Genomic DNA, 13359 nt, shown 5'->3' on the forward strand with positions numbered 1-13359 from the left:
AGCGTCCAATACAAACGTTTGTTTGAATCGGCTCCAGGCCAGAGAAATCAAAGAAGCGCGGCTTATGACAGGGCATTTTGGCGTATTGACCAGAATGGGCGTTCCGGTCAAGATACGGGCGGTTTTGCGCTCGCCGTAGGCTGAATGGTGGTTTCAAGAGCACCTCTAAAGACAGGGCGTAGGCGGTAACCGGTGATGCGCAGCGCAGGTTTGGCGCGCAGTTTACACACCGCGGCGCGGCATGACTCGTCGGTCACGACTGACGAACGGTCATCCCGCTCAGCCGGCGTTTTTAGAGGTGCCCTTGTGCCCGATGAGCATCAACCGCCAGGTTCGCCTAGGCGACTTTCTTTTCACCGGAGAGTAACGAGGAATCCATGAAGGTTCTTGTAGCTGTCAAACGCGTTGTGGATTACAACGTCAAGGTTCGCGTCAAGGCGGACAATTCCGGCGTAGACCTCGCCAACGTCAAGATGTCGATGAACCCGTTCTGCGAAATCGCAGTGGAAGAAGCCGTACGCCTGAAAGAAAAAGGCGTTGCGACTGAAATCGTCGTCGTCTCCATCGGTCCGTCCACTGCTCAGGAACAGCTGCGTACCGCACTGGCTCTGGGTGCCGACCGCGCCATCCTCGTCGAATCCGCTGAAGACCTGACTTCCCTGGCCGTGGCCAAACTGCTCAAGGCCGTGGTCGACAAGGAACAGCCTCAGCTGGTGATCCTGGGCAAACAGGCCATCGACAGCGACAACAATCAGACCGGCCAGATGCTCGCTGCACTGAGCGGCTATGGTCAGGGCACTTTCGCCTCTAAAGTCGAAGTTTCCGGTGACACCGTCGCCGTGACCCGCGAAATCGACGGCGGCGCGCAGACCGTTTCCCTGAAACTGCCAGCGATCGTCACCACCGACCTGCGTTTGAACGAGCCGCGTTATGCGTCCCTGCCAAACATCATGAAAGCCAAGAAGAAGCCTCTCGAGACGCTGACTCCGGATGCTTTGGGCGTTTCCACCGCCTCCACCAACAAGACCCTGAAAGTCGAAGCGCCGGCTGCACGCAGCGCGGGCATCAAGGTCAAGTCGGTGGCTGAACTGGTCGAGAAACTGAAAAACGAAGCGAAGGTAATCTAATCATGACTATCTTGGTAATCGCCGAACACGACAACAAGGTGCTGGCCCCGGCCACTCTGAATACCGTTGCTGCCGCTGCCAAAATCGGTGGCGACATCCACGTTCTGGTTGCGGGCCAGGGCGCTGGCGCCGTGGCTGAAGCCGCTGCGAAAATCGCTGGCGTGAGCAAAGTCCTGAACGCTGACAATGCTGCCTACGCGCATCAGTTGCCGGAAAACGTCGCTCCGCTGGTAGCAGAGCTGGGCGCTGGCTACAGCCACATCCTGGCTGCTGCCACTTCCAACGGCAAAAACATCCTGCCGCGCGTTGCCGCCCAGCTGGACGTTGACCAGATCTCCGAGATCATCTCGGTAGAAAGCGCTGACACCTTCAAGCGTCCGATCTACGCCGGTAACGCCATCGCTACCGTGCAATCGACCGCTGCGATCAAAGTGATCACCGTGCGTGCCACCGGTTTCGACCCGGTTGCCGCTGAAGGCGGTTCGGCTACTGTTGAAGCGGTTGCTGCTGCTCACAACGCCGGCACTTCCAGCTTTGTCAGCGAGGAACTGGCCAAGTCCGATCGTCCTGAGCTGACCGCTGCCAAGATCGTCGTTTCCGGCGGCCGTGGCATGCAGAACGGCGACAACTTCAAGCACCTGTACGCTCTGGCCGACAAGCTGGGCGCCGCTGTGGGTGCTTCCCGCGCTGCGGTCGACGCAGGTTTTGTACCGAACGACATGCAGGTCGGGCAGACCGGCAAGATCGTTGCTCCACAGCTGTACATCGCCGTCGGTATCTCCGGCGCGATCCAGCACCTGGCCGGCATGAAAGACTCCAAAGTGATCGTTGCGATCAACAAGGACGAAGAAGCACCGATCTTCCAGGTGGCCGATTACGGCCTGGTTGCGGATCTGTTCGAAGCCGTACCTGAGCTGGAGAAGCTGGTCTAATCCGGCTGCTTCACTTATAAAGAGCCCGACCTTTTGGTCGGGCTTTTTTTTGTCTCGGATTTGAGTGGGAGCGTTTCGCCATGGATCTGCATCGTCGGTTGGGCTGCTCGTGGTTACTGGGGCTGGCATTGTTGCCGGGCCTGTCGGTGGCGGCGGGCAAGTGCGAGCGGCTCGTCGTGACCGGCAGCCCGGATGCACCGCCGTACCTCTGGCAGGATCCGCAGAATCCCAAACAACTGATCGGTGCCAGTGCCGACCTGTTGCAACAGGTGGCCAAGGATCTGGGCATCAAAGTCGAACTGCTGTATGCCGGCAAGCGTTCCCAGGCCCTCGACGAAGTGCGCAGCGGGCGCATGGACATGCTGGCCGACGCGCCGATGACCTTCAATGAGCTGGAAAATTTCGACTACATTCACCCGCCGTTGCTGGAAAACGATTACCTGGTATGGACGCGTAAAGGCTCGACGCTGGTTTACACCGAAGCCATTGATCTGCACGGGCATACCGGCGGCTTGTCGGAAAAGTCTCGAATGACTCCGGCATTCGGCACTTTCGCCGAGCAGCAATTGACCCTGACCCGTACGGCAAACCTGACCCAGGCGTTTCAGAAACTTCTGCTGGGCGAGGTGGAATATGTACTGGCCGGTCGCTATTCGGGCATGGCGGCCACGCAGGCACTGGGTATGGCCAATGATCTGCTGGCCTTTGAACAACCTATCGATCGGCCTGGTCTGTTCCTGGCGGTTTCGCACAACTCGGCCTGCAACGATCCGTGGTTGCGCGGACAGCTGGCCAAAAAGATGACAGAATTGCCCGCGTCCGGCCTGACGGAAGCCGCGCTGCAACGCAACATCGAGCGCTGGAAGGCGCAGCAGCAACAGCCACCGCAAGCACCTGTCAGCGCCCCAAAACAGTAGGGATTTTTAGTGAGTAATCGACTTCTTTTCGCGGCCATGGCCGTTCTGGCCCTGGCCGGTTGCGCGAGCGATCCGGCACCCAACGAACAAATGCGCCTGACCGAGCAGGCCCTTGAGCAAGCCAAAGCCGTGGGCGCCACCGCCGAAGACGTGCCGGAAATGAAACTGGCAGAAGACAAGTTCAACCGGGCCAAAGGCAGTATGGCGGGTGAGTCTTACAAAAATGCGCGAATGCGATTCGAACAGGCCGAACTCGACGCACGTCTGGCGGAAGCCAAAGTGTTGACCCAGAAGAGCGAAGAGCATGTGAATGTGCTCAATACCCGCATCGTCCGACTGCGCAAGCAACTGGGGGATGCCCAATGAGCCTGAAGTCCAAAGCCATTGGCGCTCTGATCCTTGCCGGTTGCGCCAGCCTTTGCGGCTGCGCCGGTCAGCACAGCGAATCCGCATTGCAGCAGGCCAGCACCGATTTCCAGAAGGTCAAGGAGGATTCCAACGTGCTGCGCATCGCGCCGAAAGACGTGATTCGTGCCGGCGAGTCCCTGGCCCGTGCCGATCGACTGTCGACGTACTGGGGCAGCGGCTCGGACGTGGTGCATTACGCCTACCTGAGTCAGCGCTACAGCGAAATTGCCCGTGAGCACACCAATCAGGTCCTCAACGAAGAGCGCGCAGCGAAGCTGGAACTGGAGCGCCAACGCCTGCAACTGGCACTGCGCGAGTCCAAACTGCTGAGCGTGCAACAGCAGGGTAAATGGCTGGAAGAGCAGATCGTTGCACTGGCCACTACCCAGACCGACCGTGGTCTGGTGATGACCCTGGGTGACGTGCTGTTCGACACCGGTGAAGCCGAACTGAAAAACTCGGCCAACCGCATTGTGCTGAAAATCGTGCAGTTCCTGCAACTCAACCCGAAACGCGTGGTGCGTATCGAGGGTTACACCGACAGCACCGGTGGCAAACAGGAAAACCTCAAACTGTCCCGCGATCGCGCGCAGTCGGTAGCAGACGTGTTGACGGATCTGGGCATCGACGAAAAGCGTATTCAGGTCGAAGGTTACGGCGACGAATACCCGGTGGACGCCAACGCTTCCGAGCGCGGGCGTGCACAGAATCGTCGGGTTGAAATCGTGTTCTCCGACGAAAAAGGCCAGCTCGGCGCCGCCCGCTGAGGGTGGCGTTACTGGAAAGCCCGGGCTGTCAGGCAGCGCCGGGCTTTTTTACGTCTGTCGATTACCTCACAAAGCAGTACAGATTTCACCGACACAGCACTGTATGGTTGACTAATATGGCAACTGTCCCAGTACACTTCCAAACTGTTCCGGTATTGTTTCACACAAGAATAAAACGCCCGTGAAATCGAGTGCTGCGTCATGACCAATCTCTTGCTCTACCAACGTATTGCTCAACAGCTGGCCGAAGATATCCGCCGTGGCGTCTATCAACCGGGCGAGCGCGTGCCTTCGGTGCGCAAGATGAGTTCGCAGCTCAACGTCAGCCATGCCACGGTGCTGCAGGCTTACGCCAACCTCGAGGATCAGGGCCTGATCCGCGCGCGGCCGCAGTCCGGTTACTACGTGCACCAGACTCCCGCACTGACGGCGCCCACGCCGGACATCGCCCGGGTCGAACGGCCAGGCCTGGTCACCCGCAGCAGCATCATTCAGCAAGTATTGGTCGAATCACGTCGTGAAGGCGTGTTCCCGCTGGGAGCGGCGGTGCCGAGTGTCGATTACTTGCCAGTGCGTGCCCTGCATCAGCAACTGGCCAAGGTCACCCGATTTCACAGCCCTCGGGCGTTCAGCTATATGTTCAGCCCCGGTTTCGAACCGTTGCGCCGGCAAGTGGCAATTCGCATGCGCGATGCAGGCGTGGTCGTTGACCCCTCGGAAGTGGTGATCACCCACGGCTGCGTCGACGCCTTGCAGATGTCGTTGCGGGTGCTGACCCGCCCCGGCGACCTGATCGCCGCCGAATCACCGACTTATTACGGACTGCTGCAACTGGCGGATCTGCTGGGCCTGAAAGTCATCGAGATCCCCAGCGACCCCGCCACCGGCATGAGCCTCGAAGCCCTGCAACTGGCGGCCAACCAATGGTCGATCAAGGCGCTGGTGCTGACCACGCGCCTGAGTAATCCGCTCGGCGGCACCATGCCAGAGGAGCGTCAAAAACAACTGCTGAGACTGGCCTCGGACTTCGATATCCAGATTGTCGAAGACGACATCTATGGCGAGTTGATGTTCGAGCAGGGCCGCACCAAGTCGCTCAAGGCCTACGACCGGCTCGATCGGGTGATCTATTGCTCGAGTTTTTCCAAGACGTTGTCCCCCGGTGTGCGCATCGGCTGGATGATCGCCGGCAAGTATCAGCAGGAAATTCAGCGCTTGCAGACCTTCAGCACCCATTCGGCGTGCAGTGTCACGCAAATGGCCATCGCGGCTTACCTGGAAAACGGTGGTTATGACCGGCATTTACGGTACATCCGCCAGGAATACCGAAAAAATCTCAGTGCGTTCCAGCTGGCGGTTCAGCAGTACTTTCCCGAAGGCACACAGATGACCCGGCCGACCGGCGGATTCATTCTGTGGGTCAGTCTGCCGGGGCGGGTCAACACCCAGGAATTGCACGTGCGGGCGCTGCAACAGGGCATCAGCATTGCGCCGGGCCTGATTTTCAGCAACACCGAGCAGTTTAACCACTGCATCCGGTTGAACTGCGGCATACCGTGGAATCGTGAAGCGGAACGGGCGCTGATGACCCTTGGCATGTTGGCGACCCAGCTCTGCCAGGAGATGGCCGGCGGATTTTGAAACAGTGGCGGAGCTTGTCATGTGGCGTCCAACAGGCGAGCATATGGCCCTCTGCCGTTAGCTTCGTTGGGTTCATGAAAGCGAAATTTTCTGTCGCCTGGGTTGTGCTCTGCCTGTTGATGATGGGTCATGTGCCTGGCGCGACGGCGGCCGCGGCTCAGGAAAAGACGCCGGCTGCAGCCACCGCGAAAAAAACGGTCACGGTCAAGAAAGCCGTTCCAGCGAAGAAAGAACCGCAGAAAAAGGCTGTTCCAGCCAAGAAGCGCGCTCCGGTCGCTTCCAAGTCCAAGTCGGCGAAAGAAGTGGCCAAGACGCCGTTGCCGTCCACGAAGCTCGATTTGAGTCTGCCCAAAGACATGGTCCAGGAATTGAAACCGCCTGGCTCCGTGACGCTGCCCAAGCGCGAACCGATCCTGCCGCAAATGTTCGGCGACAAGAACAGCGGGTTCCAGCTCAACGGCCGTTTGCTCAGCAACGAAATGCAGTTGCAGCTGCGCAATGAGGAGCGTCGGGAAGTCGAAGGCGCGGCGCTGGATTTCGAGTTCAAGCAATAAATCGTCCCCATCGGTGACCCGCAGACCAGACGCTTTGTCGGAGACTGGTCAGTCACTTTCGTTTCTGCGTAAAAACCCCGGTTCAGGGAATTTAAAACAGCCGTTTAAGCGGTTACCCTGTTCCGCGTCCCTTTAACACATTGCCCGCTGCGAGGAACGCGTCGTCATGAAATGCCGTGAAGGCTGTGGCGCCTGCTGCATTGCCCCCTCCATCAGTTCGCCGATTCCAGGCATGCCCGATGGCAAACCTGCCGGTGAACGCTGCGTTCAGTTGTCGGTCGATAACCTGTGCAACATTTTCGGCCGACCGGAGCGTCCGGCGGTCTGTTCAGGCTTCAAGGCCGATCCCGACGTCTGCGGCAGCAGCCAGGAAGACGCGATCAGACTGCTCGGTTGGTGGGAGCAGATGACGGCGGCGTGATGTGTCAAACGAACGGAACTTCAACAATAAGGAATAAGACTATGGGTTCGCTGCATCGTATCGCTGTGTTGTGTGGTTTGACTGCCGTGCTGGCCACCTCGGCCGCCCAGGCTGAAGACTGGAAAGTCGCCAAGAACGAGGACGGCATCAAGGTCTCCCTGAGCGAAGTGCCGGGTTCGGACTACAAGTCTTATCAGGGCGTGACCTTGATGAAGACCACCATCGCTAAACTGCGCGCCTTGCAGGAAGACGTTTCCGGTGCGTGCGCCTGGATTCACGAGTGCAAGACCCAGAAACTGCTCAAGCACGAAGGTGACCAGAGCTGGACCTACACTCAGTTCAACACGCCATGGCCGGTCACTCCGCGCGACTCCATCCTGCATATCACCACTGTTGAAGGCGCCGATGGCAGCCTGACCCGCAATCTGGAAGGCTTGCCGAAGTACCTGCCCGAAGAGAAGGGCTTTGTGCGGGTCGCGCAGGTCAAAGGTTTCTGGAAGTTCGTGCCAAAGGGCGATCAGGTTGAAGTGACTTATCAGGTTCACACCGAGCCAGGTGGCAGCGTGCCGTCGATGATCGCCAACAAGTTTGTGGTCGATGCACCGTTCAACACCCTGAAAGCCTTGAAAGAACGCGCCGAGAAATAAATATCGCGTTCATCTGTAAACGCCCCGAAGAATTCGGGGCGTTTTGTTTTCAAGGCTTATTGTGTTTCCGGATATGCGTTGAACGAAATTTTCACAAAGTCTCCAAGACAATTCGCCCGCGCTGTTTGCACCTGTCCCGATGCGCTGTGCCTTGAATGAAAGCGTCCGGCAGCGGGCACTAATCAATGGCAATGCCGCCGGTGATCGTGCAACATTTGCGCTCCGCGCAAGCCCCGGGGCCTGGAACGGCCAACAGAGGGCAGGGCGCAGCTGAATTTTTGCAACTTCAACTTCCAATGGGTCCTAAAACGACATGGCAAACCCGGACGCCCTGAGTCAGCAGCGATCTTCCAGTCGCCTGCTGCAACCGACCGTCAAATCGCATCTGGCCTACACGCTCCTGTGCGCGCTGGTCATGATGGTGATGTTTTCCGTGCTGCGCCTCGCGCTGCTGGTCTACAACCGCGAGATGATCCTCGACACCCCGGCCTCGACGTTCCTCGAAGCCTTCGCCAACGGCCTGCGCTTCGATATTCGCCTGGTGGTGTATGTCTGTATTCCGCTGGTGCTGGCGCTGTTCAGTGCCCGGGCCATGGCGGCGCGCGGGTTCTTCCGTCTGTGGCTGACTGTCGCTTCGAGCATCGCGCTGTTCCTCGGCCTGATGGAGATGGACTTCTATCGCGAGTTCCACCAGCGCCTCAACGGCCTGGTGTTCCAGTACGTGAAGGAAGATCCGAAAACCGTGATGAGCATGCTCTGGTACGGTTTCCCGGTGGTGCGCTACCTGTTGGCGTGGGTCGTGGGCACGTTGATCCTGACCCTGGCGTTCAAGGGCGCCGACCGTCTGACCCGCCCACGTGGCCCGTTCAGCGGTGGCAACGTCGGCACCCGTCAAGTGGCGCCTTGGTATGCGCGTCTGGCGGTGTTCGTGGTGTGCCTGCTGATCTGCGTGGTCGCCGCTCGCGGCACTCTGCGTCAAGGCCCGCCGCTGCGTTGGGGTGACGTGTACACCACCGATTCGAACTTCGCCAACCAGCTCGGCCTCAACGGCACGCTGTCGCTGATCGCGGCGGCCAAGGACCGGATGGGCGAGGATCGCGACAACATCTGGAAAGCTACGCTGCCGCAGGATCAGGCGCAGAAAGTCGTGCGCGAGATGCTGGTGATGCCGGACGACAAACTGGTAGATGCCGATATCGCCGCCGTGCGTCGTGAATACACGCCGCCTGCCGACAAGACCCTGCCGATCAAGAACGTCGTCGTGATCCTGATGGAAAGCATGGCCGGTCACTCGGTCGGTGCTCTGGGCGCGCCGGGCAACATCACGCCGTACCTCGACAAGCTGTCGAAGGAAGGCCTGCTGTTCGACCGCTTCTTCTCCAACGGCACCCATACCCACCAGGGCATGTTCGCCACCATGGCCTGCTTCCCGAACCTGCCGGGTTTCGAGTATCTGATGCAGACACCGGAGGGCAGCCACAAACTGTCCGGCCTGCCGCAGTTGCTCAGCGCGCGCAACTATGACGATGTCTACGTCTACAACGGTGACTTTGCCTGGGACAACCAGTCCGGATTCTTCAGCAACCAGGGCATGACCAACTTCGTCGGCCGCAACGACTTCGTGAACCCGGTGTTCTCCGATCCGACCTGGGGCGTGTCCGACCAGGACATGTTCGACCGTGGTCTGGTGGAGCTCAAGGCGCGGGAAAACGGCAAGCCGTTCTACGCGCTGCTGCAGACCCTGTCCAACCACACGCCGTATGCCTTGCCTACGCCGTTGCCGGTCGAGCGCGTCACCGATCGTGGCCCGCTCAACGAGCACCTGACCGCCATGCGTTACGCTGACTGGGCGCTGGGCCAGTTCTTCGAGAAGGCCCGCAAGGAGCCGTACTTCAAGGAAACCCTGTTCGTCATCGTCGGCGACCACGGTTTTGGCAACGAGCGTCAGATCACCGAAATGGACCTGGGCCGCTTCAACGTGCCGATGCTGATGATCGCACCGGGCATCCAGGAGAAATTCGGTACCCGCGACCACACTGTGGGCACCCAGATCGACATCGTGCCGACCATCATGGGTCGCCTCGGCGGCGAAGTGCGCCATCAGTGCTGGGGCCGCGATCTGCTGAACCTGCCGCAGGGTGACACCGGTTTCGGTGTGATCAAGCCGTCGGGCAGCGAGCAGACCACCGCCATTGTCACCGCCGACCAGATTCTGGTGCTGCCGAAAGAGAAGGAAATGGCACCGAAGATCTATCAGTACCAACTGGGCGCCAATCCTTCTGCCGAAATCATTCCGGACGCACCGCGCACCGCCGAGCTGAAGCTCAAGCTCGAAGCGTTCCTGCAGACGGCTACCAAGAGCCTGCTCGACAATACCGCCGGTGTGATTAACGGCAAGCCGGACTGATCATTCGGCGCAATAAAAAAGAGGCCCTTTTGAAGGGCCTCTTTTTTTGTCGGTCAAACAGTCATATCCGACCGAGTAACAACAGCACCAACAGTACTACCAGCACCACACCGATAATGCCCGAAGGGCCATAACCCCAACTTCTGGAGTGCGGGAAGACCGGCAGACCACCGATCAGCAACAGGATCAGGATGATGATTAGAATTGTGCCCATGTCTATTTCCTTGTTGATAGCGTCTGTGAAGTCTTGGTGTTCAAGGGCGGCTGGAAGTTGAACTAATTCCAGACGGCTTACAAATTCCGACTGGTGCGCATGAAAGAAAATTCAATGTTTTTTTAAGGTATTTGGCTCGCGTGCTTATTTCGTTTGTTGTCGCGGTTTGCCCTCGCCATTCAGCAATCTGATGGAGCGTGGGTCGCTGATGATCCTTCGCTACACTCCGCGCATCTTCCCCGGAACAACAAGGCTGTCTGCTATGCAAAATCGCATGATGATCACTGGCGCGGGCTCAGGCCTGGGTCGCGAAATCGCGCTGCGCTGGGCGCGTGAAGGCTGGCAACTGGCCTTGTCCGACGTCAGCGAGCCCGGTTTGCAAGAGACCCTGAAACTCGTTCGCGAGGCTGGCGGCGATGGCTTCATCCAGCGCTGCGACGTGCGTGATTACAGCCAGCTCACCGCATTCGCCCAGGCCTGCGAAGTGAAACTTGGCGGCATCGACATCATCGTCAACAACGCCGGGGTGGCCTCGGGCGGTTTCTTCAGCGAGCTGTCGCTGGAGGACTGGGACTGGCAGATCGCGATCAACCTGATGGGCGTGGTCAAGGGCTGCAAGGCGTTCCTGCCGTTGCTGGAGCAGAGCAAGGGCAAGATCATCAACATTGCCTCGATGGCCGCGCTCATGCAGGGCCCGGCGATGAGCAACTACAACGTGGCCAAGGCTGGCGTGGTGGCGCTGTCGGAAAGTCTGTTGATCGAACTGGCTCAACAGGAAGTCGGGGTTCATGTGGTCTGCCCGTCGTTCTTCCAGACCAACCTGCTGGATTCTTTCCGTGGCCCGACGCCGGCGATGAAAGCCCAGGTCGGCAAGTTGCTGGAAAGTTCGCCGATTACCGCCAGCGATATTGCCGACTACATCTACAAACAAGTCGCGGCCGGTGAGTTCATGATCCTGCCCCACGAACAAGGACGCATGGCCTGGGCGCTCAAGCAGAAGAACCCGCAATTGCTTTACAACGAAATGACCGCGATGGCTGAAAAGATGCGCGCCAAGGCCAGACAGAACAACGGCTGAACTTGCCCCGCGTTCGCCGCATCGTTAGGGTGGCCGCAACAGTCACCCCGACGAGATGTTTTGCATGCTCAACTACCTGTGGTTTTTCCTCGCCGCGCTGTTCGAAATCGCCGGTTGTTTCGCGTTCTGGATGTGGTTGCGCCAGGGCAAGAGCGCCCTGTGGGTGATCCCGGCGCTGATCAGCCTCACCCTGTTCGCGCTGCTGTTGACGCGCGTCGAAGCGACCTACGCCGGTCGCGCCTATGCCGCATACGGTGGCATCTACATCATTGCTTCGATTGGCTGGCTGGCGGTGGTCGAACGCATCCGCCCGCTGGGTTCGGACTGGATCGGAGTGGCGTTGTGTGTCATCGGGGCGAGTGTGATTCTGTTCGGGCCGAGGTTTTCCGCGAGCTGAATCTCGCAGGCCTGAAGGAAACGTCTGAAGGCTTGCGCGCCTTGGCGCGTAGGGAATGACTGAATTGCCCGGCGTGCATTGTAGGGCGGTCGAAACCCGCGCATCTTCAAGGCTCGCAAACCTTGAAGGACACCTCCCATGCTTGTACTCAGCCGTGTTGTCGGTGAACTGATTTCCATCGGCGACAACATCACTCTGCGCGTTCTGGCGGTCAACGGCTCCAGTGTGCGGTTCGGCGTCGAAGCGCCGGAGCAGGTCGGCGTGCATCGCGCCGAGGTCTACGAACGGATCCAGCGCAAACAGGCCAGCGGCAAGGGCCGCTGACCGTTTTCAGTCGAACAGGTGCTTGGGCACGTCGTGCTTGAGCATCAATTGGCATTGCTCGCTTTCCGGATCGAAGACAATCAGCGCCTGACCTTTGGTCAGTGCCTGGCGAACCCGCAGCACGCGGGTTTCCAGCGGCGTGTCGTCACCGTTGTCGGTACCGTCACGGGTGACGAAATCTTCGATCAGGCGGGTGAGGGTGTCGACTTCTAGCGCGTCGTAGGGAATCAGCATGGGCACCTCGGCTAAATCAATGTCGGGATGCTACGGCGAATGACCGCCGAGGGCCAGACTCAACTCTCCGAGCGTTGCCCCACCAGGCTGTCTACCGACGGCACACGGGTGTCGCTCTCCATCTGCGTTTCGTGTTCGATCTGATGACTGAATCGGTCCAGTGAAGCATTGGCCGGTTGTGCATCGCTGGCGAACACCGGCGGGCTCAGAATGTAGGCCCCGAGCAAGCGACTGAGTGCCGCGAGGCTGTCGATGTGCGTACGTTCGTAGCCGTGGGTCGCGTCGCAGCCGAAGGCGAGCAGCGCGGTGCGGATGTCGTGACCGGCGGTGACGGCCGAATGGGCGTCGCTGAAGTAATAGCGGAACAGGTCGCGGCGCACCGGCAACTCGTGTTCACCCGCCAGTCGCAACAGGTGCCGCGACAGGTGATAGTCGTACGGGCCGCCGGAATCCTGCATGGCCACGCTCACGGCATGTTCGCTGGAGTGCTGGCCCGGTGCGACCGGGGCGATGTCGATGCCGACGAATTCGCTGACGTCCCACGGCAACGCTGCCGCCGCGCCGCTGCCGGTTTCCTCGGTGATGGTGAACAGCGGATGACAGTCGATCATCAACTCCTGGCCGCTGTCGACGATGGCTTTCAGCGCGGCCAGCAGCGCGGCGACACCGGCCTTGTCGTCCAGATGGCGGGCACTGATGTGGCCGCTTTCGGTGAACTCGGGCAAAGGATCGAAGGCCACCACATCGCCAACACTGATGCCCAGCGAATCGCAATCGGCGCGGGTCGCGCAGTAGGCGTCCAGACGCAGCTCGACGTGATCCCAACTGATCGGCATCTCGTCCACGGCAGTGTTGAAGGCATGACCGGAAGCCATCAATGGCAACACGCTGCCGCGAATCACGCCGTTGTCGGTGAACAGGCTGACGCGACTGCCCTCGGCAAACCGGCTCGACCAGCAACCCACCGGGGCCAGGGTCAGACGCCCATTGTCTTTCACCGCGCGCACGGCGGCGCCGATGGTGTCGAGGTGCGCCGACACTGCGCGGTCGGGGCTGTTTTTCTTGCCTTTGAGGGTGGCGCGGATCGTGCCGCGACGGGTCATTTCGAAGGGAATGCCAAGTTCTTCTAGACGCTCGGCGACGTAGCGCACGATGGTGTCGGTGAACCCGGTGGGGCTGGGAATGGCGAGCATTTCCAGCAGGACTTTCTGCAGGTAGTTCAGATCCGGTTCGGGAATTTGGGTGGTCATGGAAACTCCTGTTGCGGGGCGTCATTCGCGCGTTGAACGCG

At 59.6% G+C, this 13359-nt stretch carries 16 protein-coding genes; 13 read left to right on the forward strand and 3 right to left on the reverse strand.

The window, feature by feature from the left end; translation table 11 throughout:
* Positions 1 to 377 precede the first annotated feature (377 nt).
* From AC1MDC_RS04950 to AC1MDC_RS04995, 10 genes are all read left to right on the forward strand, one after another.
* Positions 378 to 1127 carry an electron transfer flavoprotein subunit beta/FixA family protein gene (locus tag AC1MDC_RS04950; protein WP_085704694.1) on the forward strand — a complete coding sequence of 250 codons (750 nt, stop codon included), beginning with the start codon at positions 378 to 380 and terminating at the stop codon, positions 1125 to 1127.
* 2 nt (positions 1128 to 1129) lie between these two features.
* Positions 1130 to 2059, forward strand: coding sequence for an electron transfer flavoprotein subunit alpha/FixB family protein (locus AC1MDC_RS04955; protein ID WP_480392590.1), 930 nt, complete (start codon positions 1130 to 1132; stop codon positions 2057 to 2059).
* Positions 2060 to 2139: 80 nt separating this feature from the next.
* Positions 2140 to 2976 carry a substrate-binding periplasmic protein gene (locus AC1MDC_RS04960; RefSeq protein ID WP_480392591.1) on the forward strand — a complete coding sequence of 279 codons (837 nt, stop codon included), beginning with the start codon at positions 2140 to 2142 and terminating at the stop codon, positions 2974 to 2976.
* A 9-nt stretch (positions 2977 to 2985) separates the two neighbouring features.
* Positions 2986 to 3342: a DUF4398 domain-containing protein gene (locus AC1MDC_RS04965; RefSeq protein ID WP_170929698.1), complete on the forward strand. Its 357-nt coding sequence runs from the start codon at positions 2986 to 2988 to the stop codon at positions 3340 to 3342.
* A complete protein-coding gene (locus tag AC1MDC_RS04970; protein ID WP_480392592.1) occupies positions 3339 to 4151 on the forward strand; it encodes an OmpA family protein in 813 nt (270 codons plus the stop codon). Before AC1MDC_RS04965 ends, AC1MDC_RS04970 begins: the two co-directional genes overlap by 4 nt.
* A gap of 201 nt (positions 4152 to 4352) precedes the next feature.
* On the forward strand, positions 4353 to 5792 hold the full coding sequence (locus AC1MDC_RS04975) for an aminotransferase-like domain-containing protein (protein ID WP_007950868.1): 1440 nt from the start codon (positions 4353 to 4355) through the stop codon (positions 5790 to 5792).
* Between the two features lie 74 nt (positions 5793 to 5866).
* On the forward strand, positions 5867 to 6346 hold the full coding sequence (locus AC1MDC_RS04980; RefSeq protein ID WP_085696959.1) for a translation initiation factor 2: 480 nt from the start codon (positions 5867 to 5869) through the stop codon (positions 6344 to 6346).
* Between the two features lie 166 nt (positions 6347 to 6512).
* On the forward strand, positions 6513 to 6767 hold the full coding sequence (locus AC1MDC_RS04985; RefSeq protein WP_085683506.1) for a YkgJ family cysteine cluster protein: 255 nt from the start codon (positions 6513 to 6515) through the stop codon (positions 6765 to 6767).
* Positions 6768 to 6808: 41 nt separating this feature from the next.
* Positions 6809 to 7414, forward strand: coding sequence for an START domain-containing protein (locus AC1MDC_RS04990; protein WP_480392593.1), 606 nt, complete (start codon positions 6809 to 6811; stop codon positions 7412 to 7414).
* Between the two features lie 313 nt (positions 7415 to 7727).
* Positions 7728 to 9821 (forward strand): LTA synthase family protein, encoded by a 2094-nt coding sequence (locus AC1MDC_RS04995; protein ID WP_085696957.1) that lies wholly within the window; start codon positions 7728 to 7730, stop codon positions 9819 to 9821.
* A 61-nt stretch (positions 9822 to 9882) separates the two neighbouring features.
* On the opposite strand, the gene AC1MDC_RS05000 is transcribed toward AC1MDC_RS04995, so the two are convergent.
* Positions 9883 to 10041 carry a DUF3309 family protein gene (locus AC1MDC_RS05000; RefSeq protein ID WP_169432680.1) on the reverse strand — a complete coding sequence of 53 codons (159 nt, stop codon included), beginning with the start codon at positions 10039 to 10041 and terminating at the stop codon, positions 9883 to 9885.
* 256 nt (positions 10042 to 10297) lie between these two features.
* Between AC1MDC_RS05000 and AC1MDC_RS05005 the strand changes: the two genes are divergently transcribed.
* From AC1MDC_RS05005 to csrA, 3 genes are all read left to right on the forward strand, one after another.
* Positions 10298 to 11113, forward strand: coding sequence for an SDR family oxidoreductase (locus tag AC1MDC_RS05005; RefSeq protein WP_085696956.1), 816 nt, complete (start codon positions 10298 to 10300; stop codon positions 11111 to 11113).
* A gap of 64 nt (positions 11114 to 11177) precedes the next feature.
* The gene (locus AC1MDC_RS05010; protein WP_007950874.1) at positions 11178 to 11510 is read left to right on the forward strand and encodes a YnfA family protein; all 333 of its coding nucleotides are present in this window, start codon (positions 11178 to 11180) and stop codon (positions 11508 to 11510) included.
* Between the two features lie 138 nt (positions 11511 to 11648).
* Positions 11649 to 11834, forward strand: coding sequence for a carbon storage regulator CsrA (gene csrA, locus AC1MDC_RS05015; RefSeq protein ID WP_007950875.1), 186 nt, complete (start codon positions 11649 to 11651; stop codon positions 11832 to 11834).
* A 6-nt stretch (positions 11835 to 11840) separates the two neighbouring features.
* On the opposite strand, the gene AC1MDC_RS05020 is transcribed toward csrA, so the two are convergent.
* The gene (locus tag AC1MDC_RS05020; protein ID WP_003192759.1) at positions 11841 to 12068 is read right to left on the reverse strand and encodes a YheU family protein; all 228 of its coding nucleotides are present in this window, start codon (positions 12066 to 12068) and stop codon (positions 11841 to 11843) included.
* Positions 12069 to 12127: 59 nt separating this feature from the next.
* The gene (locus tag AC1MDC_RS05025) at positions 12128 to 13318 is read right to left on the reverse strand and encodes an osmoprotectant NAGGN system M42 family peptidase (protein WP_085696955.1); all 1191 of its coding nucleotides are present in this window, start codon (positions 13316 to 13318) and stop codon (positions 12128 to 12130) included.
* Between the last annotated feature and the right edge of the window lie 41 nt (positions 13319 to 13359).

It is taken from the genome of Pseudomonas sp. 1, assembly GCF_056626735.1.